Below are 24,576 nucleotides of genomic sequence, written 5' to 3' on the forward strand. Positions count from 1 at the left end.
CTGCCGCTTCCACCAATCCAAAGAACACCGCCATCCCTGTAGGAGCGAGCTTGCTCGCGATGGAGGATCGATCAACACCCGCGTCCGCTGACACACCATCGCGAGCAAGCTCGCTCCTACAGGTGTATGCGGTGTTAGCGGGATATCGGCAGGCATAAAAAAACGGGAGCCTCTAAGGACTCCCGTTTTTTGACAACGCCAGCAAAAATCACTTCGCCTGGTAAATGATCCCCGGGCTGCACTGGACCATCTGGTAATGATCCGGCAATCCGTTCAGCGCTTCGGAAGCACCAAGGAACAGGTAACCGCCCGGCTTCAACGTACTGTGGATGCGCAACAGGATGTCCTTCTTCACCTCGGCGGAGAAGTAGATCAGCACGTTGCGGCAAAACACGATATCGAACTTGCCCAGGCTCGCGTAGCTGTCCAGCAGGTTGAAGGAACGGAACTCCACCCGGCTCTTGATCGGTGCCTTGATCGCCCAGCGCCCCGGCCCTTTCGGGTCGAAATAACGCTGCAGGCGCTCCGGTGACAGACCACGGCCGATGGCCAGGCTGTCGTACTCGCCAGTCTTGCAGTTGTTCAGCATGGTGCCGGACAGGTCGGTGGCAACAATCTGCACGCCCATCCTCAACTGGCCCATGTTGACCCGCTCGAACTCGTCGATGGACATCGACAGCGAATACGGTTCCTGGCCTGAGGAGCACGCCGCCGACCAGATGCGCAGGCGCTGGCCGGGACTGGCCTTGATCGCTTCGGGCAGTACCTTGTTCTTCAAGACTTCAAACGGGTAGGTGTCACGAAACCACAGGGTTTCGTTGGTGGTCATGGCGTCTACCACCTGCTCGCGCAAACCGCTGCGCGGCTGGGTCTGCATCCGCTGAACCAGCTCACCCAAAGACTTGATGCCTTGCTGTTCCATCAGTTTGTTGAGACGGCTGGAGACCAGGTACTGCTTGTTTTCACCGAGCAAAATGCCACAGGCTTTTTCCAGGAACACCCGGAACTGTTCGAAATCCAAATTACCCGTAGACAATGATGCCGCCTCTTAAATCGTGTTGACTGCCAGGGGCGCAGGCCCCTAGCTGATATCTGCTGCCTTGATCCGGTCGACTACCCGGGATGCCAGGTCATCAGGACGGAATTTGGCCAGGAAGTCATCGGCACCGACCTTCTTGACCATCGCCTGATTGAAAACCCCCGACAACGAAGTATGCAGGATGATATGAAGCTTTTGCATGCGCGGGTCGTTGCGGATTTCCGCCGTCAGTGTGTACCCGTCCATCTCCGGCATCTCGATGTCGGAGATCATCATCAGGAACTCTTCTTCCGGTTTCTTGCCTTCATCGACCAGTTTGCGCAGGTAATCCAGCGCTTGCCGACCGTCGTTCAGCGCCACCACTTCAACGCCGACCGTTTGCAGGCAGCGCGTGACCTGCTTGCGCGCCACCGACGAGTCGTCGACCGTCAGCACGCGCAACGAAAGCGCCTTGTGCTGGGTTTCGACATCCACCACGCCGACGGAAATCGCTTCCGGTGTCGGCGCCACTTCCGCCAGCACTTTCTCGACGTCGATGATTTCGACCAGCTGATTGTCGACCCGTGTCACCGCCGTCAGGTAGTGATCGCGCCCGGTGCCCTTGGGTGGTGGATGGATCTCCTCCCAGTTCATGTTGACGATGCGCTCCACCGAGCGCACCAGGAAACCCTGGGTCTTGGTGTTGTACTCCGTGATGATCACGAAGGGATTGTTCTTGTCCTTCAAAGCGCCGGAGCCGGTCGCCATCGCCAGATCAAGGATCGGAATGGTCGCCCCCCGGATGTTCGCCACACCGCACACGACAGGACTGGATTTGGGCATCAGCGTCAGCTGGGGGCATTGCAGCACCTCCCGAACCTTGAACACGTTGATCCCGTACAGCTGCTGGCCGTCGAGACGGAACAACAACAGCTCAAGGCGATTCTGCCCCACCAGTTGCGTGCGCTGGTTTACCGCATCCATTACACCAGCCATGCCCAGACTCCTACACCAACGCCAAGTGTTGTTGCGACGCGCCTTCCACACTAAACGGCACGGCGCTTGCTTTTTTAATCGTTATGAACACAGAACCGACATTTTTTCGACGCCTGACCATACCCTGCCGCAAATTGCTCGGCGTGCTGGCGGCTGTTTGCCTGTTCAACGCTGGCAGCCCTGCCCTTGCTGACGCGGTTACCTTGCCTGACATGCTTATCGGCGTCACTCAGGGCTTTCTTGAGTTCACCGTAGAAGACTATCTGGCTACCAGTCAAACGGAAGGTCGCTACGAGATCCAGGTCAACCCGCTCGACCCGCGCATGCACATGCCCATGTGCGACAAGGAATTGACAGCAACCCTTGAGAGCCCCAAGCCGCTGGGACGGGTCACGGTCAAGGTCCATTGCGAGGGTGCCGCCCCCTGGACCGTCTTCGTGCCCGCTCAAGTCCGCCTGTTTCGCGATGTCGTGACCACCGCCCGGCCACTGCGCCGCGCGGCCATTGTCGAGCCTGGGGATGTGGTCCTGCGCGAACGTGATATCAGCCTGATCAGCCAGGGCTACCTGACCTCCCTTGACCAGGCGATCGGGCAGCGACTGACCCGACCAACGGTCGCCGACCAGGTGATTACCCTGGTGCATATCGAACAGGCCGAAGTCATCCGCAAGGGTGATCAGGTGGTGATTACCGCCCGCAGCGGCACGCTCAGCGTGCGCATGCCGGGCGAAGCCCTGTCGAACGGCGGTCTGAGCGAACAGATCCGGGTGAAAAACCTCAACTCCCAGCGAGTCATCAAGGCACAGGTCATGGCGCCGGGGCAGGTGGAAGTGTCCATGTAAGGCTCTCGGTTCACCGGAATGTGGCGCTTGCCGCGGCTGTTCCCTAGACTGTGCTCCATGCAGGGCAAGCGCTGACGCGCGCGAGGTTCATTGATAAATGGACCTAAAGTTTTCCAGGGAATGGCCGAAACCATGGCAAGCGTCCAAATTCCCAGAGGTTTTTTTATCATGGTCATCGATTTCAGCCGTTTGAACAGCTCCTCGTCCCTTACGGGCAGTACACGTACCAGCGCCAGCAAGGAAAGCGCCGAAGCCGGCAAATCCGCGCCGCTGGAGTCCGCGGCCGAACAGGCCGGTACCGTCAAAAGCGGGGAATCGGTACATCTCAGCAATGAGGCTCAACAGTTGCAGAAGGTCACAGACAAGCTGCGCGATCAGCCTGCCGTCGACAAAGCCCGCGTGGCCGAATTGAAAGCAGCGATTGCCGATGGCAGCTATAAGGTCGACAGCAACCGTGTAGCCAGCAAACTGCTCAACTTCGAAGCCCAGCGCTAGGCCACCGCCGGCGCCAGGCTTTTGGACGCTTAAAACCCAAGGCCAGCCATGCACGACACTAATTTACTGCAACTGATCACCGACGACTTTGCTCCAGCGCAACACCTGCTGGAGTTACTGCAGACCGAATCCCTCGCCTTGCATGGCCGCGACATGCCATTGCTCGAGGACATCCTGGCGCAGAAACAGGCATTGGTGGTCTTGCTCGAACAGCATGGCCGCAAGCGCAGTGAAGTCCTCGCCAGCCTCAACCTGCCGACCAACCGCGGCGGTCTTGAGCAATTGGCCAGCCAGTCGAGCATTGGCGACCAGTTGCTGGCGCAAAGTGACGTGCTGACCGATCTTCTGGCCCAGTGCCAGGCCATCAACGCCAACAACGGTCAGTCAATCCTCACTCAGCAGGCCGCTACGGCCACCCAGCTGAAAATCCTCAACGGTGGTGAAACCCCGGCGCTTTACGATGCCAGCGGAACATTCTCCAAGCTTGCTAAGCCGCGCCCGCTCAGTCAGGCTTAGGCCGCTCGAAGAGCCCGCTCTATCCAAGACGCGAAAGATGCTGGCAAAATGCTGGCCAGTCGTAGTCAAATTTTGTCTGGAGATTGATTAACCGTGTCCAATGCCTTATCCGTGGATGATGCTCCGCAGCCACCCAAGGTGCTCTCCACGCCCTTGGAAATCTCCGGCAACCTGCGCCAGCTGCTCGAAAGCCATGACCCGCTGATCATCACGTTCCACGAGCGCAGCCAGCGCTTCCAGAGCTATCTGGTGGATCTGGACCGTGACAGCAACATGATCGCCCTGGACGAAATGATTCCCCGCGATGGCGAGCGCTACCTGCTGGCGGGCGAACCGTTCAAGGTCGAAGGCTTCCACGAAGGCGTGCGCATTGCCTGGGAAAGCAACGGTCAATTGAACATCGACGAATCCGGTGGCAGCCGCTGCTATCGCGGCACCCTGCCCGATGAAGTGGTGTACCACCAGCGCCGCAATGCATTCCGCGCAGCGCTGAAGCTGGCACAACTGGTCAACGTCAACCTCGACGGCGAAAAGCTCAAGGCTCCCATCAGCGGCAAGCTGCTGGATATTTCCGCGACCGGCTGCAAACTGCGTTTCGACGGCGACATCACTGGCAGCCTGCAACTGGGCCAGGTTTACGACCGCTTCAACGCCGACCTGCCCTTTGGCAAAATGACCGCCCCGGTCGAGCTGCGTTATCTGCATTTCGAAGAAAAGATCTCCACCACTTTCGCCGGCATTCGTTTCCACAACATGAGTGGACTGGTGCAGCGTCAGGTCGAACGCTTCGTCTACCAGTTGCAACGCGAAGCGCGCCGCTTCGACAAAGACGACATCTGATAGAGCGTCAATAAAAAACGGGCAGTCCCTTGCGGTGACTGCCCGTTTTTTTGTGCCCGGGATTTAAGGCCTGGCCTCGCTGAAGTTAGGGTCCCGCCCTGTATCAGGATCTTCCGGCGGCTGATCGGTTTCAGTCTCGGTGACCGTTTCAGGCTCTGATTCAGGCTCTGGCCCGTTACTCACCGGACCCTGCATCTGATCCTGCACCACCTGCTCATCGACACGCGGGTCGAGACAGGCCACCAGCGGTGAACTCGTCATGTTGTCCGGCATGGCCACGTGATGCAGCGGCGCATCTTCCACCTGATGCAGGTTGGTCACCGCTTTCGGGCGAATCCGCCACACCAGGACCAACGCGAAGAAACTGAAAAACGCATAAAGCATCTGGCTGCCGAACAGCTTCATCAGCACGCCGGCCACCAGTGGCCCGATACTCGCACCGACCCCGTAGGTCACCAGCAACATTGCCGTCAGGGACACCCTTCGATCGCCTTCGACGTGGTCGTTGGAGAACGCCACTGCCAACGGATACAGGCAGAACTGCACCAGCGAACAGATAAAACCGGCGATAAACAGCACCTCCAGCGGCACCTGCGGCATGATCGCCAGCGGCAATGCAGCCAGGGCCAGGCTGAACGCAAAACTGCGGATCAACACAGCCCGATCGTAGCGGTCGGACAACCAGCCCAACGGCCACTGCACCAGCAACCCGGCAAAAATGCAGCACCCCATGAACAGGCCGACCTGCTCCGTGGACAACCCTTGCTGCGAGGCATACAGCGGCGCCAGACCGTAGAACGAGCCGACGATCAGGCCCGCCCCGAGCACCGTGCTCAATGACTGTGGCACGCGCTTGATAAAGAACCGTGGCTCCATGGGCGCCGGATGCAAGGGTGCCGGGTGAATCCGTCGTGTCAGGGCCACGGGCACCAGGCACAACGCGAAACACAGGGCGACCAGCATCAGCAGCTCCAGCCCCAGCGCCGGGTGCATGACCAGAATCAGCTGCCCCATCACCAGCCCCAGGTAAGAGGCGATCATGTAGCCGCTGAACACCAGCCCGCGTTGCCTGGCTTCGGCCTGCTCGTTCAGCCAGCTCTCGATCACCATGTACTGGCACATCATGCCAAGGCCGACGATCACCCGCAGGAACAGCCACGCCGGCAGCCAATCGATCAGGCCATGGCCCAGCACCGCCGCGCCGACAATCCCGGCACAGGCCGAATAAGCGCGGATATGCCCGACCCGGGCAATCAACCGGTGACCTATCTTGCCTCCCAGCACCAGGCCGAAGTAGTTGGCGGCCATCAAGGCACCGACCCACAGGCTGTCGACATGGTCGGCCGCCAGGCGCAGGCCCAGGTAAGTACTCAACAGGCCCGAGCCGATCAACATCATCAGCGAGGCGAAATACAGTGCTCGAAAGGATTTCCAGATTTGGCGCATCGGCGTTCCGAGCGGCTCCTTGCAGTGAGAATCGGCTATCGCTAAACGATAGCCGGATGTCGACGGATCGTCAGGCCTGAGCAGCTAATACACGCCGTTCCCAGGGAGTAATTTCATCAAGGAAACTGCTCAGCTCCAGGTTCTTCGAAGCAATGTAGCCTTCGATGAATTCCGCACCGAACAGTTCCTTGGCCAACTGGCTACGTTTCAGACGCTCGAGTGCCGCATGCAAGGTACAGGGCAACGAAAGATTGTCCGGCACTTCGAACTCACCCTGGATCGGCGCGCTCGGTTCCAACGCATTCTCGATGCCATGCAACCCCGCCGCCAGGCTTGCGGCAATCGCCAGATACGGATTGGCATCGGCGCCCGGCAGGCGGTTCTCGACCCGACGGGCCACCGGCAGACTGGCCGGAATACGCAGGCCGGCCGCCCGGTTGTCGTGGGACCAGCAGGCATTATTCGGAGAAGCGTAAGGGTGGCACAAACGCTGATAGGAGTTCACGTTCGGCGCAAACAACGCAGTGAAGTCGGCCATGCAAGCTTGCTGACCGGCAATGAAATGGCGGAAGGTGGCTGTCTCCTGCCCCGCCTCATCGCTGAACACGTTGCGCCCCGAATCGATCTCGACGACGCTCTGGTGGATATGCATCGAACTGCCCGGCGTATGCGCCAGCGGCTTGGCCATGCACACCACGCTCAGACCGTGCTTGAGAGCAACTTCCTTGAGCAGGTGCTTGAACAGGAACGTCTGGTCGGCCAGCAACAGCGGATCGCCATGCAGCAGATTGATCTCGAACTGGCTGACGCCCATTTCGTGCATGAAGGTATCGCGCGGCAAGCCCAACGCAGCCATGCACTCGTAGACTTCATTGAAGAAGGGGCGCAGCCCGTTGTTGGAGCTGACGCTGAACGCCGACTGACCATCCTCGCGACGACCGTCCAGCCCCAGTGGCGGTTGAAAAGCCTGGTTCGGATCGGTGTTGGGGGCGAAGACAAAAAACTCGAGCTCGGTCGCCACCACTGGCGCCAGGCCACGGGCCGCGTAACGGGCAATCACCGACTTGAGCTGGCCGCGAGTCGACAGATTGCAGCTGGTGGTGGTGCCCAGCTCATCCGCATCGCAAATGGCGAAGGCCCGCGGTGGATGGCTCCAGGGCAGGCGATGGATTTGTGCGGGGTCCGGAATCAGCGCCAGGTCGCCGTCGTCGCTGCCGTAAAAACGCGCCGGCGGGTATCCGCCCATGATGCATTGCAGCAGCACGCCCCGCGCCATCTGCAAACGTCGACCGTCGAGAAACCCCTCGCTGGTCATCACTTTGCCCCGTGGAACGCCATTCAAATCCGGCGTGACACATTCAACTTCATCAATGCCCGTCAATCGCTGCGCGAGTGAACTCAGGCCAACGGTCGTCATGACGCTATCCTTGTTATTGTGCGGGCCGCGAACGGCGACCGTACAAAATAGGCTCCACGTGTTCGGAATTTCAAGCAGCGTCGATAAATATGCTGCCTGTCAGGGCAGGTAAAGCCGGAACACCCCGCCACCCAACGGCCCGCCATTGCTGATTTCGGTGCGTCCGCCGACGCCATTGCGTTGATGCAACCCAGCAATCCGTCCGGCAAAGTACAGGCCCAGGCCGGTGCTGCCGGTGCTTTGATTGATGCCCTGCACATAATCGGCCTGACGCTCGATCATCTGCGCCGGATACCCCTCGCCATCGTCATTGATGGTCAACACCAGTTGCCCGGCTTCGTCGCTGGCACTGATCAACACCGCATGCCGCGCAAAGCGAATCGCGTTGTTGATGCAGTTGGCCAATACCGACGCGATCAACTCGCGGTCGAAGAAACCCAGCGGGCTCAGCGGGTCCACTTCATAGGTGGCCATGATGCCGCGGCTGGCGAACACCTCCTGATGACAAGCCAGTTGCGCTTCGATGAAGTCGTCCAGTTCATGGTAGGCCGGCTGCAACGGCATCTGGTTGACGCCGAGCTTATACAGGCCCAGCAACTGCACCAGCATGCCGTTGAGGTGAGCGAACTCGAAGTCGATCACGCCCTGCTCCGGCGTCTGCCGGTCCGACTCCGGCAATCGCGCCAGCCATTGGCTCTGGGCCTGCATCAGCATGGCCAGCGAGTTCTTCATGTCGTGCACGGTAGAGGCGATCACCGTGGAGAAATCCAGTGCCTGCCGGTTGTCGTTCATTGGCCAAACGCCTTGCTTTTCAGCTTCTGGTAACGCGGATAGCGCGCGTCGCTGTCGGGCATCAGGCCAACCATTTTCAGGCAGGTCCGGCACTCTTCCAGCTCCGCTGAAGGAGCGCCGGTATCGGTGCCGTGCAACAACGACTGCGCCAGGTTAAGGGCGATACTGATGTTCTTCGGCTGCATGGCCAGGGCTTTGCGAAAGACCTGCCGGGCCTCCACCAGATTGCCGGTCTTGTACACGCGCACGCCCTGCCGGTTGAGCTCGGCGGCGGCGTTACCGGAATTGAGGATGCTCGGGTCGTCGGTCTGCTTGGCGATGTCCTTCATGACCGCCGGATCGTCGCCATAGATCTCCACGCAGTTTTTCAGCATCGCGGTGCCGGCCTCGCTCTGCCCGAGCATTTTCAGTTGCTTGGCCACCAGCAACGCCGCTTCGGCGCTCATGAATTGCTCCATGCCATCGAGGCGCAACAGCGCTTGCTCGGTGAGCTTGTCAGCCGTCTCGGCATCGTTGAGCAACAGGCTGGTGGCCTTCATCAGGCGCGCGCGAATCTGCAGGCCCGGGTCGGAAGGGTTTTCCTTGGCCACGGCGCTCAATGTGGTGTTGATCTCCAGCCGGGTCCGGGTGTCCAGCCCCCTTTCGCTGCCCTTGCTGATCAATGCGTGGGCCAGCCCGAGGTTGCTCTCGGCATCCTTGAACCGCGACTGCGCCCCCTGGCTCACGGCCTGGCGATAGGCCTTGGCCGCGGTGTCGAAATCCTCGTTGGTCATCGCCAGCTTGCCCAGCAACGCTTGCCGGCGCACCGCCAGCGGCGACAGGCGAATCGCCTCTTCCAGAACGCGCTGCGCGCCCTTGGTGTCGCCTTCGGCAACCAGCACGTCAGCCATGCCGTCATACAGCGACGGCATCATCGGGAAGACCTTCAGGGCTTTTTCGTAAATGCCTTTGGCCTGCCCGACCTGGCCGCGCTTGAACAGCAACTTGCCCAACCCGGCAAACGCCCATGGCAACGGGCGGTCGGCGATGATGCCATCGTACAGCCGCTCCAGCGCTTCGTTCTGATTGAGATCGCGCAGGGCGTCGGCGCGGTAGCGCAGGCACAGCGGCGAATAGCGGATGTCTTGCTTGCACAAGGCGATGCAGGCGTTGAGCACCTCCATCGGCTTGCCGCGGTCAAGGGCCTGCAGGATCGGCTTGAGCAGGGTCTTGCGCTGCTCAAGACGCTCCAGGCGCTGGGCCAGGCTGGACCGGTTGAAGGGCTTGGTCAGATAGGCATCGGGTTCGTGCTCCAGCGCACTGAGCACCATGGCCTGGCTGGTTTCGGCGGTGACCATGACGAACACCGCTTCATGGCTGATCAGCTTTTCCTCCATCAGGTCTTCGAGCACCTGCTGGCCGTTTTTCTTGCCGTCACCCAGGTGAAAGTCCTGCAGGATGAAGTCGTACTGTTTCTGCGAACACATCTTCAGTGCCTGTTCGCCAGTGTCGGCAGTGTCCACTTCCTTGACGCCCAGTTCGCGCAACATCGACCGAACCGAACTGCGGAAGTCCGAGAAATCATCGACGATCAGAAAACGCTTTTGGTGATACGACAGCATCGAAGATTTCCAGGCAATTTAAGAAGAAGAACCCAAAGGCAAATACACGGACGGACTCAGCTTCGCAGCCCCTGTTTTGGCGCGCAGATGATAACGGGTGGCACTAGGCTATCAAACACCTACTCACAGAGATGAAGCCCCCAAGCCAACCGCAAAAGGCAAAATGGCCCCTGACTGCCCGGGTTATCGGCCAGCAGTGGCGTTCCCTTGAGAGCCTTGCGCAAGGCTCACTCCGGATAGGTGAAGGCGTTGCTGAAAACGAGACATCGCGCACAAAAAAGCCCCGCCGGAATCAATTTTCCGACGGGGCTTTCCGGACAGCGAAGTGCTGAAAAATGATGGTGTCCCAGGGCAGGTTCGAACTGCCAACCTTCCCCTTAGGAGGGGGATGCTCTATCCAATTGAGCTACTGAGACACAAGTCGGCCGCAACGAAACGCGACGCGATGGACGGCGTGCATGTTAACGGCAGGGCCCGCTTTTGTCATGTCGTCCGTAGGGCTTTTTAAGTGTAGGCAGACGCCTCGGCCGGGGGCGGGCCCGTTTACCGTGCAAATTGCATTGCTGCCAAAAGCCACCCTTGCAAAATGCAATAGGGTGCTTTACCAAAAATAACTTAATTCATTGTTTTTTAAGAATTTAATTGCCGATAGACTCTGGCATGCGAGCTGCCTCTACTGTTCTTGTAGAGCAACCGAGGCCCACGCCATGAACAGCGTCCTTTTACTCTCGAATGCAATCGCACTGGCTGTTTTATCGGGATTTCATTTTGTTCCCGAGAGCGGCACTACGCAGGTTGCCCAGCTTATGCCGCATTACCTTCAGCTGCAGAAGGCGCCGCAACTGGCGCAATTGAGTGATCGGCACGGATTTGTCAGCCCGCAAGCGAGCCAGGAAAACATCCTGCTAACGGCGCCGTCATCCGAACGCTTGGTATTTTGAATCCCCCACCAGGAGCACAGCATGTCCAGATCAGCCGCGAGTTTCTTCATCCTCGCCTTGTTGAGTGGCATTTTTCATCTGTCATTGACCCAGGACATGGTCGTCACCCTCCCCCTGATCGCCTGTGCGGTCTTCAGCGGCCTGTTCGTGCTCGCACTGATCGCCGGACGCAAGATCAAGTTCGATCCGGTACTGCGTTGATCCCGGCCTGGCAGACCCGGTGCAAGGGCCTGCCATCCATCCCGAATTGACCCTCTACAAGACTTCCCCCTAGTAAATCGGCCATTTGCCACTATTCTGTAAAGGCAAGGAACAGCGATCGAGTCCACCTTTTCCTCCCGTCAGAAACCTTTCGTCGGGTGGAGGATGCGTTATGCGTTACGGTCCGGTCGAACTTTTCAAACCAGTCCGCATTTCTGATAATTGGTGCTGGCAGAACGCCTTTATCCAGTTCAATATTTGTCACAGAATTGACGCCAAGGATCTGGCTGGTTTGGGGCATGATGCGTGCCTCTATCAATTCAGGTTGAACATTTGGTCAGAGCGCTTGTCCTATCAGACATCCTGCGGCCAATCCCGAAAACCGCTCCCCTGAACTAACCGGTTAAATATATGCGCCCATTGAAACAGGCAATTTATTCCAGCCGTACGGCTGACAAGTTCGTCGTACGTCTGCCAGACGGAATGCGTGAACGCATTGCCGAGGTGGCTCGCAATCATCATCGCAGCATGAACTCCGAAATCATTGCGCGCCTTGAGCAGAGTCTTATTCAGGAAGGCGCACTGGGAGAAGAGTTGAGCATGCGCCTGGACAGCCCGGAGCTTTCCTTGCACGAACGCGAGCTGCTGCAGCGCTTCCGACAACTCTCCCATCGACAGCAGAACGCCCTGGTTTCGCTGATCGCGCATGACGCTGAAATGGCCGCCGACGCGTCCTGATTCAAGCAGAAAGCTCAAGCCAGCCTGATCGCTGGCTTTTTTTTGCCTGAAATCCAGGCAAAAAAAACCCGCCAAGTGGCGGGTTTTCAATGAACGGGACATCAGAGCAGGAAGATTGTCGCCAACCCGAGGAAGATGAAAAAGCCGCCGCTGTCGGTCATGGCCGTAATCATCACACTGGCCCCCATTGCCGGGTCGCGCCCCATCTTCGCCAGGGTCATCGGGATCAAGACCCCCATCAACGCTGCAAGGAGCAAGTTGAGCGTCATCGCGGCGGTCATCACCACCCCCAATGACCAACTGCCATAGAGCAGGTAGGCAACCACGCCAATCACCCCGCCCCAGATCACGCCGTTGATCAACGCGACGGCCAATTCCTTGCGCATCAGGCGCGAAGTATTGCCGGTGCTCACCTGGTCCAGCGCCATGGCCCGGACAATCATGGTGATGGTCTGGTTACCCGAGTTGCCGCCGATGCCCGCCACGATCGGCATCAATGCCGCAAGCGCCACGAGCTTCTCGATCGAACCTTCGAACAAACCGATGACCCGGGAAGCCACGAACGCGGTAATCAGGTTGATCGCCAGCCAGGCCCAACGGTTACGCAGGGATTTCCAGACCGACGCAAAAATGTCTTCTTCTTCACGCAGACCCGCCATGTTGAGAACTTCGCTTTCGCTCTCTTCACGGATCAGGTCAACCATTTCATCGATGGTCAGACGGCCGATCAGCTTGCCGTTCTTGTCGACCACGGGCGCGGAGATCAAGTCATAACGCTCGAATGCCTGGGCAGCATCGTAAGCGTCTTCGTCCGGGTGAAAACTCACCGGATCGCTGGCCATCACCTCGGAAACCTGTTTGTCCGGATCGTTGACCAGCAAACGCTTGATCGGCAACACACCCTTGAGGACGCCGTCGTAATCGACCACGAACAGTTTGTCGGTATGGCCCGGCAACTCCTTGAGACGGCGCAGATAACGCAAGACCACTTCAAGGCTGACATCCTCACGGATGGTCACCATCTCGAAGTCCATCAGCGCACCGACCTGCTCCTCGTCATAGGACAGTGCCGAACGCACACGCTCGCGTTGTTGCTGGTCGAGGGTCTCCATGAGCTCATGGACGACGTCTCGCGGCAGCTCGGAGGCCAGGTCAGCGAGTTCGTCGGCATCCATGTCCTTGGCCGCAGCCAGGAGCTCGTGATCGTCCATGTCGGCGATCAGCGATTCACGAACCGAATCGGATACTTCGAGAAGGATGTCGCCGTCGCGATCGGCCTTGACCAATTGCCAGAGCGTCAGACGGTCGTCCAGCGGCAAGGCTTCAAGGATGTAGGCGACGTCGGCGGAGTGCAGGTCATCGAGCTTGCGTTGCAACTCGACAAGGTTCTGCCGGTGGACCAGGTTCTCGACCCGGTCATGATGCGGGCCTTCCTGGCGGTGAGTCAGGTCTTCTACCACTCGCTGGCGCTGCAGCAACTCAACCACCTGAGCCAGGCGATCCTGCAAGCTTTCCTGCGTTTTCTTTACTTCAACTTCAGACATAGGCGAACTCCACTCCCAGCAGCGGGGCACGCCGGAAGGATCAATCAGTCAATTCATGATTGGTAAAACGGGGTACTGAGTAACTACTGGGTAAGTCCATGGAGGTATTCCACAAGCCCCGGCGGGGCTGACGGGCGCAATGATACACCGCCTGACGGTTTTAAACGTTAAAAAATCGTGGCTGAAACAAGCGCTTGCACAACAATCTTGAGCGTTGTCCTGATCCGTCAAAATGCGACGACGTATTCTGAAAAGAAAACACACCGCTTCGAAAATTGTAGTCGCTACCCTTGAAAAGGAACGTCATGGAGGACGGCCGATGTCATCGATTTCACAATGCCTTTTACTGCTCAGCCTGCTCGGCCCCCTGCCCCTGGCACTCGCCACCACCGTTCAACGCTGCGAAGCGGCCGATGGACGCATTACCTTCACCACGCTCAGCTGTGCCGCAGGGGAACGCGCCTCACTTCAAGACGTCCGCGCCCTTCCCCCTGGCAGCACAGTGGCGCTTATCCCGCCAGCCGAACCCCGTGAAACGTCAGCAATGAACATCAACAGCACAGAGCCGACCGTGGTCGGCCGGGCGCAGGACAAGTGTGGAAACCTGATCAGCGCCAGGGAGCGCCGGGAAGCGATCATCAATCAGCGGGTGGTCGCGGGCATGAGCCAGCAAGACGTCGAGAGCGCGCTTGGCAAGCCAGACAAGATCAGTATTCGCAATTCGGCCACGACCTACCGTTACGACACCCAAAGAGGTCGCAGCGCACAGGTGGAGTTCGACGAGAGGGGATGCACGAAGGGAAAAGCCAAATCCCGGACGGCAAAAAGCCCGCTTTAAAGGCGGGCTTTTTGTTTGTATGGTGCACTCGACAGGATTCGAACCTGTGACCGCTCGGTTCGTAGCCGAGTACTCTATCCAGCTGAGCTACGAGTGCAATTTGTGTTTTTAGACCAGATCACAACTGGTTGAAGCCAAGTCATTCACATCACTGCAAACAACTCTTAAATGGTGCACTCGACAGGATTCGAACCTGTGACCGCTCGGTTCGTAGCCGAGTACTCTATCCAGCTGAGCTACGAGTGCAATTTGTGTTTTTAGACCAGATCACAACTGGTTGAAGCCAAGTCATTCACATCACTGCAAACAACTCTTAAATGGTGCACTCGACAGGATTCGAACCTGTGACCGCTCGGTTCGTAGCCGAGTACTCTATCCAGCTGAGCTACGAGTGCAATTTGTGTTTTTAGACCAGATCACAACTGGTTGAAGCCAAGTCATTCACATCACTGCAAACAACTCTTAAATGGTGCACTCGACAGGATTCGAACCTGTGACCGCTCGGTTCGTAGCCGAGTACTCTATCCAGCTGAGCTACGAGTGCAATTTGTGTTTTTAGACCAGATCACAACTGGTTGAAGCCAAGTCATTCACATCACTGCAAACAACTCTTAAATGGTGCACTCGACAGGATTCGAACCTGTGACCGCTCGGTTCGTAGCCGAGTACTCTATCCAGCTGAGCTACGAGTGCATTTGTTGCCGCGCATTATAGGCCGTCTAATCTCTATGTCAAACACTTTTTCTAGTAATTTCAACAACTTACCGAAGAAGCCAGATTACAACGTACTAAGCAAATAATGGCGGAGAACGGGGGATTCGAACCCCCGACACCCTTTTGAGGTGTACTCCCTTAGCAGGGGAGCGCCTTCGGCCACTCGGCCAGCTCTCCGCAACACGGGGCGTATATTAACCAGCTTCTTCCCCGTTTGCAAACATAAAAAACGATAAAAATTAATGGCTTGGTTCTTCGTCCTTCTCTTTCTTGATACGCAGGTAAATTTCCTCCCGGTGAACAGCCACCTCTTTGGGAGCATTAACACCGATGCGCACTTGATTTCCTTTGACGCCGAGCACGGTCACGGTGATTTCGCCATCACCGATAATCAGGCTTTCTGCGCACCGACGAGTCAGAATCAGCATACCTTTCTCCTCACGCATTTCATTTCAGGGACAACAGTCTGCAAAAAAAAGGCACTCGACCCACAACCGGAGCGGTCGCAGCCCTACATGCCTGAGTATTGACTAGCGCGAGCAAAAGAACAGTCTCGGGGGGTCACGCCATTCAAAAAAACAAAAGGCGCGGTCAGACCGCGCCTTTTGGCAAACGCATCACTCGCCCTGTCGGGCCGGTGCGTCCAGTTCGAAAGCCGTGTGCAGAGCGCGCACAGCCAGTTCCAGATACTTCTCTTCGATCACTACGGAGACTTTGATTTCCGAAGTCGAGATCATCTGGATGTTGATGCTTTCCTTGGCCAGGGATTCGAACATGCGGCTGGCAACGCCTGCGTGAGAACGCATGCCAACGCCGACGATCGACACCTTGGCGATCTTGGTGTCGCCCACGACTTCACGGGCACCCAGCTCGCCAGCGGTCTTTTCCAGCACGGCTTGCGCCGCCTGGTAGTCGTTGCGGTGCACGGTGAAGGTGAAGTCGGTGGTGTTATCGTGCGCGACGTTCTGCACGATCATGTCGACTTCAATGTTCGCGGCACTGATCGGGCCGAGAATCTTGAATGCAACGCCCGGGATGTCTGGCACGCCACGGATGGTCAGCTTGGCTTCATCGCGGTTGAAAGCGATACCGGAAATGATCGGCTGTTCCATGGTTTCCTCTTCATCAATAGTAATGAGGGTGCCCGGACCCTCCTTGAAGCTGTGCAGTACGCGCAGCGGAACGTTGTACTTGCCGGCGAACTCGACCGCACGGATCTGCAACACCTTGGAACCGAGGCTGGCCATTTCCAGCATCTCTTCGAAGGTGATCTTGTCCAGGCGCTGAGCCACGGACACCACACGCGGGTCGGTGGTGTAGACGCCGTCGACGTCGGTGTAGATCTGGCATTCGTCAGCCTTCAGGGCTGCCGCCAGCGCCACGCCGGTGGTGTCGGAACCGCCACGACCGAGGGTGGTGATATTGCCGTGCTCGTCGACGCCCTGGAAACCGGCGACCACTACCACACGACCTGCCTTCAGATCACCGCGAATCTTCTGGTCATCAATCTGCAGGATACGCGCTTTATTGTGTGCGCTATCCGTCAGAATCCGCACCTGATTGCCGGTGTAGGACACCGCCGGCACGCCACGCTTGATCAGTGCCATGGCCAACAGGGCAATCGTCACCTGCTCACCGGTGGAGACGATCACGTCCAGCTCGCGCGGAACCGGTTGACCGTCGCCACTGATTTGCTTGGCCAGATCGATCAGACGGTTGGTTTCGCCGCTCATTGCAGACAGCACAACCACCAGGTCATCGCCGGCATCGCGGAATTTCTTAACCTTGTCGGCGACCTGCTCGATTCTCTCGACGGTGCCGACCGAGGTGCCTCCAAATTTCTGTACGATCAAAGCCATTTCAAAGCCGCCTCTGCCCATGAAGGGCGCCCAAATAATCACTCAAACAGCATTGCGGCCCGCCACTAGACTGCGAGCCGCACGTACTGCCTTATAGACCCTGCTCTACAAACGGAACGGTCAGGGCCAGTGCCGCATCCAGTGCGCCAGCGTCGGTACCGCCGCCTTGCGCCATGTCTGGACGACCACCGCCCTTCCCGCCCACTGCCGCAGCGGCTTGCTTCATCAAATCACCGGCTTTGAGTTGGCCAGTCAGGTCTTTGGTTACGCCTGCAACCAGAACGACCTTATCCTCATGGACACTGCCGAGCAGGATCACTGCGCGGCCGAGTTTGTTTTTCAGTTGATCGACCAGCGCCAGCAGCGCCTTGCCATCCTGGCCGTCCAGACGCACGGCCAGCACTTTCACGTCCTTGACGTCCAGCGCCTGGGCCGACAGGTCGTCGCCCGCGGCACTGGCAGCCTTGGCTTGCAACTGCTCGAGTTGCTTCTCCAGCAGACGGTTGCGCTCCAGCACAGCCGACAGCTTGTCGATCAGGTTGTCGCGGCTGCCCTTGACCAGGCTGGCCGCTTCCTTGAGTTGTTCTTCCGCCGCGTTCAAGTAGGCCAGCGCTTGCGCACCGGTGACAGCTTCGATACGACGCACACCCGATGCCACACCGCCTTCGCTGATGATTTTCAGCAGGCCGATGTCGCCGGTACGGTTGGCGTGGATACCGCCGCACAGCTCAACGGAGAAATCGCCCATGCTCAGCACGCGCACGTTGTCGCCGTATTTCTCGCCGAACAGCGCCATGGCGCCTTTCTGCTTGGCGGTTTCGATGTCGGTTTCTTCGGTTTCAACTTCGGAGTTCTTGCGAATCTCGGCGTTGACGATGTCTTCCAGCGCTTTGAGCTGTTCAGGCTTGATGGCCTCGAAGTGGCTGAAGTCGAAGCGCAGGCGCTGACTGTCGACCAGCGAGCCTTTCTGCTGAACGTGATCGCCCAGCACCTGGCGCAATGCGGCGTGCAGCAAGTGAGTCGCCGAGTGGTTCAGCGACGTCGCGTGACGCACTTCGGCATCGACATGAGCCTCGACCGGAGCACCTACGATCAGGCTGCCCGAATCCAGCACACCGTGGTGCAGGAACGCACCGCCGGTCTTGGTGGTGTCACGCACGTCGAAACGCGCAGCGCCAGCCTGGAGGAAGCCGCAATCGCCGATCTGGCCACCGGACTCCGCATAGAACGGCGTCTGGTTCAGAACGACCACGCCCTCTTCGCCTTCGCTCAGCACGTCAACCGATTGCCCGTCCTTATAGAGAGCAACGATCCTGGCCGAACCGCTGTGAGCGGTGTAACCGGTGAACTCGGTGTCCACATCGACCTTGACCAGACTGTTGTAGTCCATGCCGAAGGAACTGGCGGAACGGGCACGGACGCGCTGGGCTTCCATCTCGCGTTCAAAACCTGCTTCGTCGATGGTCAGGCTGCGCTCGCGAGCGATGTCGCCGGTCAGGTCCATCGGGAAACCGTAGGTGTCGTAGAGTTTGAACACCACGTCGCCCGGTACCACGTCGCCCTTGAGCTCGGCCAGATCCTGCTCGAGGATCTTCAGGCCCTGCTCCAGGGTCTTGGCGAATTGCTCTTCTTCGGCCTTCAGCACGCGCTCGATGTGCGCTTGCTGGGATTTCAGTTCCGGGAAGGCTTCACCCATCTCGGCGACCAGGGCCGCGACGATCTGGTAGAAGAAGCTGCCCTTGGCGCCCAGCTTGTTACCGTGACGGCAGGCGCGACGGATGATCCGGCGCAGCACGTAACCGCGGCCTTCGTTGGACGGCAGCACGCCATCGGCGATCAGGAAACCGCAGGAACGGATGTGGTCAGCCACGACTTTCAGGGAAGCCTGAGCGTCGTTGGTGCAACCAATGGCCTTGGCCGATGCGTTCAGCAGGCTCTGGAACAGGTCGATTTCATAGTTCGAGTGAACGTGCTGCAGCACGGCACTGATCCGCTCCAGGCCCATGCCGGTGTCGACCGACGGCGCTGGCAGCGGGTGCAACACGCCATCGGCGGTGCGGTTGAACTGCATGAACACGTTGTTCCAGATCTCGATGTAACGGTCGCCGTCTTCTTCCGGCGAGCCCGGCGGGCCGCCCCAGATGTCGGCGCCGTGATCGTAGAAAATCTCGGTGCAAGGACCGCACGGGCCGGTATCGCCCATGGTCCAGAAGTTGTCGGAGGCGTACGGCGCGCCCTTGTTGTCGCCGATGCGCACCATGCGCTCGGCCGGAACCCCGATTTCCTTGGTCCAGATGTCATACGCCTCGTCATCGCTGGCGTAGACGGTGACCCAGAGCTTTTCCTTCGGCAGGTTCAGCCACTTGTCGGAAGTCAGGAAGTTCCAGGCGTAGCTGATGGCGTCACGCTTGAAATAATCACCGAAGCTGAAGTTACCCAGCATTTCGAAGAAAGTGTGGTGACGAGCGGTATAACCGACGTTTTCCAGGTCGTTGTGCTTGCCGCCGGCGCGCACGCATTTCTGGCTGCTGACAGCGCGGGTGTACGCGCGCTTTTCCTGGCCCAGGAAGCAGTCCTTGAACTGGTTCATCCCCGCGTTAGTGAACAGCAGGGTTGGGTCGTTGCCCGGAATCAAAGAGCTGGAGGCTACACGGGTGTGGCCTTGCTCTTCGAAGAAGCGAAGGAAGGCTTCACGGATTTCTGCGCTTTTCATTAGGTTCTTCCACGGAGGCTGCGGCCAAAGGCCTGTTCGAAACGTCAACAGACGAAGCGACGGCAAAGGGCCGCATTATATCGGCCCTGCGCGCGGGGTACAGCGTGTTTATACGATAGAAACGGTCAATTGGAGTGCTAACGCTATCACTTGCGCGAAAAGTCGACGAATGTCGCGACGACTTGCCCGATTTGCGCACGGCTGACGTCCATGTGCGTGACCATGCGCAGGCGCGCGGCGGCACTGAGCCTGACCCCGCGCTCGGCGGCAAACGCCTTGAGCGCCTCGGCCTTGTCGCCCATCTGCACGTAAACCATGTTGGTCTGCACCGGCTCGACCTCGAAGCCCGCCGCACGCAGGCCTTCGGCCAGCAATTGCGCGTTGGCGTGGTCGTCGGCCAGGCGCTCTACGTTGTGATCCAGTGCATACAGGCCTGCCGCCGCCAGAATCCCGGCCTGGCGCATACCACCACCGACCATTTTACGCAGGCGCCGGGCCTTGCCGATCAGTTCGGCCGAGCCGCACAGCACCGAACCGACCGGCGCGCCCAGCCCTTTGGACAGGCACACCGAGACGGAATCGAAATGTTGGGTGATTTCCCGGGCATCCACACCCAGCTTCACCGCCGCGTTATACAAACGCGCACCGTCCAGGTGCAGTTGCAAGCCATGCTCGCGGGTAAAACTGCGCGCCTGCGCCAGGTATTCCAGCGGCAGGACCTTGCCCTGCATGGTGTTTTCCAGCGCCAGCAAGCGGGTGCGGGCGAAGTGGAAGTCATCCGGTTTGATCGCCGCCGCGACATGGGCCAGGTCCAGCGAACCATCGGCCTGCACTTCCAGCGGTTGCGGCTGGATGGAGCCGAGCACCGCTGCGCCACCCCCTTCGTATTTATAGGTGTGGGCCTGCTGGCCGACGATGTACTCGTCACCGCGATCGCAATGGGCCATCAATCCAAGCAGGTTGCTCATGGTGCCAGTCGGCACGAACAGTGCCGCGGCAAACCCCAGGCGCCTGGCCAGTTCGGCTTCCAGGTGATTGACCGTCGGGTCTTCGCCATACACGTCATCGCCGGTGGCAGCGTTGGCCATCGCGTCGAGCATGCCGGCGCAAGGTTGGGTGACGGTGTCGCTGCGAAGATCGATAACGCTCATGAATCTGGCCTCGGTAAGCAGGGGAAAATCCCTTTCAGGAAAGAATTACTGCGGGCATGGCGACGATTAATCAACCCTTGCGTAGGAAAAGGCCGATTAAACCAACAGAAAAGTCGATAACAATCATCCAAAAGGGGCCATGCGCATACCGCAAATATGTGATAAAAACGCTGCGCCGCCAAACATTCCGGCGGCAAAAACGTTCTCAGGGCGGGGTGCAACTCCCCACCGGCGGTAATTGCGCGCAATGCGCATAGCCCGCGAGCGCTTGGTGACAGCACGGCTTCGGCGGTGCCTGGCAGCAAGGTCAGCAGACCCGGTGTGATCCCGGGGCCGACGGTCATAGTCCGGATGAAGAGAGAACGGGATTGACAGCAAAGGGCCATCCGCCAGCATTCGTGCGAGCGTGCGTCCCCTTGAATCCCCTTCGATTCATAACGCCCTGTTTTTCACACAAACAGGAGTCAGAACATGCAACCCACCGCAATCGACAGCAAAAGCAAACACCACCACGGCGAGCGCGTTGCGTTCATCCAGGCCTGCTGGCACAAGGATATTGTCGATCAGAGCCGTAAAGGCTTCGTCGCCGAAATGATTGCCCAGGGTTATCAGGAGTCCGACATCGATTTCTTCGAAGTCGGCGGTGCCTTTGAAATGCCCCTGCACGCCAAGCTGCTGGCCAAGACCGGTCGTTATGCCGGCATCGTCGCCGCAGCCCTGGTGGTGGACGGCGGGATCTACCGCCACGAGTTCGTCGCCCAGTCGGTCGTCAGCGGCCTGATGCAGGTTCAGCTGGAAACCGAAGTGCCGGTGTTCTCGGTGTCCCTGACCCCGCACCACTTCCATGCCGGTGAAGAACTGCACCACAAGTTCTTCTTCGAGCATTTCGTGCATAAAGGCCAGGAAGCGGCGAAGACGTGTGCGGATACGTTGTCGAAGATTCGCAGCCTGCGTCGCACTGAACCACGTGCCGTAGCCGTCTAAACACCGCAAAACCCTGTAGGAGCGAGCTTGCTCGCGATGGTCGTCAACGATAACGCGGGAAGCCTGGCACCCCGCGGCGCTCTCGGGTTCATCGCGAGCAAGCTCGCTCCTACAAAGGTTGAATGCCGTAATCAGGCCAGGTTTTCGTCGGTAGTCGGCACGATCAGGATGCCGGCACGCAGGCCATTCTTCACCTTGGGGTTGGGGAAGATGATCCGGGCACCCTCCTCCTCGATGATCCAGCGGGTGTTGGCGATGTCTTCAGCCAGCAGGTAACCCACATCCAGTTCGGAAAAATTCTCGATATCCGCCGGCAGGTTCAAGCGGAAGCTGTCGCTGTGCTTGATGATTTCCCGTGCCACGCTGTACAGCTGCAAACCGTCCAGTGCCGCTTCCGTCAGTTCCGGTTCGGTCCCTTCGATGATCTGCTTGAGGCGTTCCTCCAGCAGCGAGACATTGACCCCGGCGTTTTGTCCGAATGGCCGCGCCTTGCCGAGTTCCAGGGTAAAAGCCTCTGCACCGAGCTTGTCGTAGGTATAAGAACTGAAAACGATAGACGGCTTGTTCTGCAGCAACACCGCCTCCATGCCGGCGGCGCGCAGGCGCGCCAGTTCCTGGCGCGAATGCTGGCGGTCTTCTTTCCACGGGTACAACGCGAATTGCTCGATTTTCGAGCCACGAATGGCCGTGTGCAGGTCGTAGTGCAGGCGCTGGCGATCCGGCAGGCTGAAGAAACTCGCAGCCAGGCGCTCCAGCTCACAGGCGCGCAGGGCTTCGGAACCGCTGCTTTGTTCGTGACGGCCGTTGAACAGCCGATTGACGTCCTGCTCGATAAAACGCTCGCCTTTGCGAATCGCTTCGGGGTTGCCGAACAGGAACAGAATACGTGCGCGCGGCTTCAAGTCGCCGCGGGCAATGTCATGCAACAGGCGATCGAGCAACTCGATCGGCGCTGTTTCGTTGCCATGGATCCCCGCCGACAGCAGCAGGTCCAGGCCATTGTCACGCGCTTCGGGTGGCCGGACTTCCAGCGCACCTTCGCTCAACCAGCGCATGCGCACGCCTTCGACAGTCAGTTGAGTCTTCTCCGCCGGTTCACGACCGGCGAGGGTCAGTTCAAGCAGTTTGCCGAGGGCGAGCATAGAGCGGTTTCCTTAGTGATCGTGGTTGCAATCCGGGCCGTGAACGTGTTCCTCGTCGGTGAGGTCAGCCGGTTCCATCTCCAGTTGCAGACTTACCAGATTAGTCGCCAATGGGCGCAGCAGCAGGTTGGCGTATTCGGCATCGCCTTCTTCGACGTCCACGCCGATCAGCAATTGACCACGGCCGTCCTGCTGGATCCACAGCTCTTTGCCTTGCCACATGACCGCAACGCGGGTGCAGGAGGTTTCCAGTTGCGTGCCGTCAGTGTCTTCAAGGATCAGCTGCAGTTTGTCGCTCATGTCATTACGCTCTCGTTTGAGATGAAGCGGCGCGCTGTCGTGCCCGAAGCGCGCCGTCGATCAATTGATCTGGAATGGATAAACCGCGCCCAGTTTAAGGATTTGCGTCAGTTCATCCAGTGCCGTCCGGCACTCAAGCAGCAATTGCGGGTCCGCCAGATCGTTTTCGGTCATGCGGTCGCGGTAATGCTTCTCGACCCATTCGGTCAGAGTGCCGTACAACGGCGCCGTCATGATAACCCCTGGGTTGACGGCCGCCAGTTCGGTTTCGTTGAGTGCGACACGCAACCGCAGGCAAGCCGGGCCACCGCCGTTCTGCATGCTCTGCTTGAGATCGAAGACTTTCACTTCGCGGATCAGGCCGCCGGAGCTGGTCAAACCCTGCAAGTACTGCCAGACACGCTCATTGCCACGGCATTCTTCCGGCACGATCAACAGCATGGAGCCGTCAGGACGTGACAGCAGCTGGCTATTGAACAGGTAGGAGCGAACCGCGTCTTCCACGGTTACCGCGGAACGCGGCACACAGACAGACTGAAATTTCCCACCGACCTTGGCGAGTTTGCTCTGCAATTCGGCCAGCATCTTCTCGGTCTCGAGGAAAGCGTCCTCGTGATAGAACAGCACTTCCCCGTTGCCGACGGCGATCACGTCGTTGTGGAACACACCCTGATCGATCACCGACGGGTTCTGTTGCGCATAGACCACGCCGTCATCGCTCAAGCCGTGCAAGCGGGCAACGGCCTGCGACGCTTCGAGGGTCTGGCGTGCCGGGTACTTCTGCGGAGCCGGGTAGCGCGTGTCGAACGCACTGCGGCCGAACACGAAGAACTCAACACCGGCTTCGCCGTACTCACGGCAGAAACGCGTGTGGTTGGCCGCGCCCTCGTCACCGAACTGCGCCACGGCCGGCAGGGCGGCGTGGTGGGCAAAGTGTTTCTGGTCAGCGAACATCGCCCCCAGCACGCGGCTGGTGGTCGGGTGTTCGATGCTGCGGTGGTATTTGCAGTTGAGGTTGGCGGCGGTGAAATGCACACGGCCATCAGCGGTGTCAGCGCTCGGGCTGACGGTGGCGGCGTTGGCCACCCACATGCTCGAGGCTGAGCAACTGGCCACCAGCAACGGCATCGCGTCTTTGGCAGCGCGTTCGATCACTTCAGCGTCGGTGCCGCCGAAGCCCAGGCGACGCAGTGCAGCCACATCCGGGCGCTCTTGCGGTGCCAGTACGCCCTGCTGGAAACCCATTTCCATCAGCGCTTTCATTTTTGCCAGGCCTTGCAGCGCCGCTTCCTTGGGGTTGGAGGACTGCTGGCTGTTGCTCTGGGACGCGACGTTGCCGTAGGACAGGCCGCCGTAGTTATGGGTCGGCCCCACTAGACCGTCAAAATTGACTTCATAGGATTTCATCAGCGAGGCTCCACGAGAATCTGTTGTTATAGGCTTCAGTAACTGTTCAGTAAGACCGGGTCGCGGCCTTCGCGAGCAAGC

The 24,576-nt window shown here is 58.9% G+C and carries 23 protein-coding genes, 7 tRNA genes and 1 riboswitch; of the genes, 9 read left to right on the forward strand and 21 right to left on the reverse strand.

The window, feature by feature from the left end:
• Positions 1 to 208: 208 nt before the first annotated feature.
• Together cheR and ACLD1X_RS09725 are read right to left on the reverse strand one after the other, a co-directional pair.
• Positions 209 to 1,036, reverse strand: coding sequence for a protein-glutamate O-methyltransferase CheR (gene cheR, locus ACLD1X_RS09720; RefSeq protein ID WP_007980127.1), 828 nt, complete (start codon positions 1,034 to 1,036; stop codon positions 209 to 211).
• Between the two features lie 45 nt (positions 1,037 to 1,081).
• A complete protein-coding gene (locus ACLD1X_RS09725) occupies positions 1,082 to 2,014 on the reverse strand; it encodes a chemotaxis protein CheV (RefSeq protein WP_085717184.1) in 933 nt (310 codons plus the stop codon).
• Positions 2,015 to 2,097: 83 nt separating this feature from the next.
• On the opposite strand from ACLD1X_RS09725, the gene flgA reads away from it, so the two are divergent.
• The 4 genes from flgA (at position 2,098) to ACLD1X_RS09745 (ending at position 4,707) form a co-directional block, all read left to right on the forward strand.
• On the forward strand, positions 2,098 to 2,856 hold the full coding sequence (gene flgA / locus ACLD1X_RS09730) for a flagellar basal body P-ring formation chaperone FlgA (protein WP_429367110.1): 759 nt from the start codon (positions 2,098 to 2,100) through the stop codon (positions 2,854 to 2,856).
• A gap of 168 nt (positions 2,857 to 3,024) precedes the next feature.
• Positions 3,025 to 3,351, forward strand: coding sequence for a flagellar biosynthesis anti-sigma factor FlgM (flgM, locus tag ACLD1X_RS09735; RefSeq protein ID WP_429367111.1), 327 nt, complete (start codon positions 3,025 to 3,027; stop codon positions 3,349 to 3,351).
• Between the two features lie 48 nt (positions 3,352 to 3,399).
• The gene (locus ACLD1X_RS09740) at positions 3,400 to 3,867 is read left to right on the forward strand and encodes a flagella synthesis protein FlgN (protein WP_429367112.1); all 468 of its coding nucleotides are present in this window, start codon (positions 3,400 to 3,402) and stop codon (positions 3,865 to 3,867) included.
• 93 nt (positions 3,868 to 3,960) lie between these two features.
• Positions 3,961 to 4,707: a flagellar brake protein gene (locus ACLD1X_RS09745; protein WP_429367113.1), complete on the forward strand. Its 747-nt coding sequence runs from the start codon at positions 3,961 to 3,963 to the stop codon at positions 4,705 to 4,707.
• Between the two features lie 63 nt (positions 4,708 to 4,770).
• Here ACLD1X_RS09745 and ACLD1X_RS09750 read toward each other — a convergent pair whose 3' ends face one another.
• The 5 genes from ACLD1X_RS09750 to ACLD1X_RS09770 form a co-directional block, all read right to left on the reverse strand.
• Positions 4,771 to 6,153, reverse strand: a complete 1,383-nt coding sequence (locus ACLD1X_RS09750) for an MFS transporter (RefSeq protein ID WP_429367114.1) — start codon at positions 6,151 to 6,153, stop codon at positions 4,771 to 4,773.
• Positions 6,154 to 6,223: 70 nt separating this feature from the next.
• Positions 6,224 to 7,468: a glutamine synthetase family protein gene (locus ACLD1X_RS09755; RefSeq protein WP_429367143.1), complete on the reverse strand. Its 1,245-nt coding sequence runs from the start codon at positions 7,466 to 7,468 to the stop codon at positions 6,224 to 6,226.
• Between the two features lie 201 nt (positions 7,469 to 7,669).
• Positions 7,670 to 8,362, reverse strand: a complete 693-nt coding sequence (locus tag ACLD1X_RS09760; RefSeq protein WP_429367115.1) for a sensor histidine kinase — start codon at positions 8,360 to 8,362, stop codon at positions 7,670 to 7,672.
• Positions 8,359 to 9,963: a response regulator gene (locus ACLD1X_RS09765; protein ID WP_429367116.1), complete on the reverse strand. Its 1,605-nt coding sequence runs from the start codon at positions 9,961 to 9,963 to the stop codon at positions 8,359 to 8,361. Before ACLD1X_RS09765 ends, ACLD1X_RS09760 begins: the two co-directional genes overlap by 4 nt.
• Positions 9,964 to 10,302: 339 nt before the next feature.
• A tRNA-Arg gene (locus ACLD1X_RS09770) sits at positions 10,303 to 10,379 on the reverse strand.
• 291 nt (positions 10,380 to 10,670) lie between these two features.
• On the opposite strand from ACLD1X_RS09770, the gene ACLD1X_RS09775 reads away from it, so the two are divergent.
• From ACLD1X_RS09775 to ACLD1X_RS09785, 3 genes are all read left to right on the forward strand, one after another.
• Positions 10,671 to 10,904 (forward strand): hypothetical protein, encoded by a 234-nt coding sequence (locus ACLD1X_RS09775; RefSeq protein ID WP_429367117.1) that lies wholly within the window; start codon positions 10,671 to 10,673, stop codon positions 10,902 to 10,904.
• Between the two features lie 21 nt (positions 10,905 to 10,925).
• Positions 10,926 to 11,105, forward strand: a complete 180-nt coding sequence (locus ACLD1X_RS09780) for a PA3371 family protein (RefSeq protein WP_429367118.1) — start codon at positions 10,926 to 10,928, stop codon at positions 11,103 to 11,105.
• Positions 11,106 to 11,516: 411 nt separating this feature from the next.
• Positions 11,517 to 11,843 (forward strand): Arc family DNA-binding protein, encoded by a 327-nt coding sequence (locus tag ACLD1X_RS09785; protein WP_003178899.1) that lies wholly within the window; start codon positions 11,517 to 11,519, stop codon positions 11,841 to 11,843.
• Positions 11,844 to 11,944: 101 nt separating this feature from the next.
• On the opposite strand, the gene mgtE is transcribed toward ACLD1X_RS09785, so the two are convergent.
• Complete coding sequence (gene mgtE / locus ACLD1X_RS09790; RefSeq protein WP_007971042.1) at positions 11,945 to 13,387, reverse strand: magnesium transporter; 1,443 nt, start codon at positions 13,385 to 13,387, stop codon at positions 11,945 to 11,947.
• A 319-nt stretch (positions 13,388 to 13,706) separates the two neighbouring features.
• Here mgtE and ACLD1X_RS09795 point away from each other — a divergent pair, with 319 nt between their 5' ends.
• Positions 13,707 to 14,225 carry a cell envelope protein SmpA gene (locus ACLD1X_RS09795; RefSeq protein ID WP_429367119.1) on the forward strand — a complete coding sequence of 173 codons (519 nt, stop codon included), beginning with the start codon at positions 13,707 to 13,709 and terminating at the stop codon, positions 14,223 to 14,225.
• A gap of 20 nt (positions 14,226 to 14,245) precedes the next feature.
• On the opposite strand, the gene ACLD1X_RS09800 is transcribed toward ACLD1X_RS09795, so the two are convergent.
• From ACLD1X_RS09800 to ltaE, 10 genes are all read right to left on the reverse strand, one after another.
• Positions 14,246 to 14,322 (reverse strand) — tRNA-Arg (locus ACLD1X_RS09800).
• A gap of 72 nt (positions 14,323 to 14,394) precedes the next feature.
• Positions 14,395 to 14,471: transfer RNA gene (locus ACLD1X_RS09805), tRNA-Arg, on the reverse strand.
• A gap of 72 nt (positions 14,472 to 14,543) precedes the next feature.
• Positions 14,544 to 14,620 (reverse strand) — tRNA-Arg (locus tag ACLD1X_RS09810).
• A gap of 72 nt (positions 14,621 to 14,692) precedes the next feature.
• Positions 14,693 to 14,769, reverse strand: a tRNA-Arg gene (locus ACLD1X_RS09815).
• Positions 14,770 to 14,841: 72 nt separating this feature from the next.
• Positions 14,842 to 14,918, reverse strand: a tRNA-Arg gene (locus ACLD1X_RS09820).
• A gap of 107 nt (positions 14,919 to 15,025) precedes the next feature.
• Positions 15,026 to 15,116: transfer RNA gene (locus ACLD1X_RS09825), tRNA-Ser, on the reverse strand.
• A gap of 62 nt (positions 15,117 to 15,178) precedes the next feature.
• Positions 15,179 to 15,367 (reverse strand): carbon storage regulator CsrA, encoded by a 189-nt coding sequence (gene csrA / locus ACLD1X_RS09830; protein ID WP_002554426.1) that lies wholly within the window; start codon positions 15,365 to 15,367, stop codon positions 15,179 to 15,181.
• A 189-nt stretch (positions 15,368 to 15,556) separates the two neighbouring features.
• Positions 15,557 to 16,798 carry an aspartate kinase gene (locus tag ACLD1X_RS09835; protein WP_007971040.1) on the reverse strand — a complete coding sequence of 414 codons (1,242 nt, stop codon included), beginning with the start codon at positions 16,796 to 16,798 and terminating at the stop codon, positions 15,557 to 15,559.
• Between the two features lie 91 nt (positions 16,799 to 16,889).
• Positions 16,890 to 19,511 carry an alanine--tRNA ligase gene (gene alaS, locus ACLD1X_RS09840; RefSeq protein ID WP_429367120.1) on the reverse strand — a complete coding sequence of 874 codons (2,622 nt, stop codon included), beginning with the start codon at positions 19,509 to 19,511 and terminating at the stop codon, positions 16,890 to 16,892.
• Positions 19,512 to 19,657: 146 nt separating this feature from the next.
• The gene (ltaE, locus tag ACLD1X_RS09845; protein ID WP_429367121.1) at positions 19,658 to 20,662 is read right to left on the reverse strand and encodes a low-specificity L-threonine aldolase; all 1,005 of its coding nucleotides are present in this window, start codon (positions 20,660 to 20,662) and stop codon (positions 19,658 to 19,660) included.
• Positions 20,663 to 20,859: 197 nt separating this feature from the next.
• Positions 20,860 to 21,030: riboswitch (FMN riboswitch) on the forward strand.
• 103 nt (positions 21,031 to 21,133) lie between these two features.
• On the opposite strand from ltaE, the gene ACLD1X_RS09850 reads away from it, so the two are divergent.
• The gene (locus tag ACLD1X_RS09850) at positions 21,134 to 21,646 is read left to right on the forward strand and encodes a 6,7-dimethyl-8-ribityllumazine synthase (RefSeq protein WP_429367122.1); all 513 of its coding nucleotides are present in this window, start codon (positions 21,134 to 21,136) and stop codon (positions 21,644 to 21,646) included.
• A 131-nt stretch (positions 21,647 to 21,777) separates the two neighbouring features.
• On the opposite strand, the gene astE is transcribed toward ACLD1X_RS09850, so the two are convergent.
• Genes astE through astB form a run of 3 tightly spaced genes read right to left on the reverse strand, consistent with a single transcriptional unit; the run spans position 21,778 to position 24,495 of the window.
• Positions 21,778 to 22,788, reverse strand: a complete 1,011-nt coding sequence (gene astE / locus ACLD1X_RS09855) for a succinylglutamate desuccinylase (protein WP_429367123.1) — start codon at positions 22,786 to 22,788, stop codon at positions 21,778 to 21,780.
• Between the two features lie 12 nt (positions 22,789 to 22,800).
• Positions 22,801 to 23,088 (reverse strand): topoisomerase II, encoded by a 288-nt coding sequence (locus ACLD1X_RS09860; RefSeq protein WP_429367124.1) that lies wholly within the window; start codon positions 23,086 to 23,088, stop codon positions 22,801 to 22,803.
• A gap of 60 nt (positions 23,089 to 23,148) precedes the next feature.
• Positions 23,149 to 24,495, reverse strand: coding sequence for an N-succinylarginine dihydrolase (astB, locus tag ACLD1X_RS09865; RefSeq protein ID WP_429367125.1), 1,347 nt, complete (start codon positions 24,493 to 24,495; stop codon positions 23,149 to 23,151).
• Between the last annotated feature and the right edge of the window lie 81 nt (positions 24,496 to 24,576).

Origin of the sequence: Pseudomonas sp. 18173, assembly GCF_050432945.1 — a bacterium.
Classification (GTDB): domain Bacteria; phylum Pseudomonadota; class Gammaproteobacteria; order Pseudomonadales; family Pseudomonadaceae; genus Aquipseudomonas.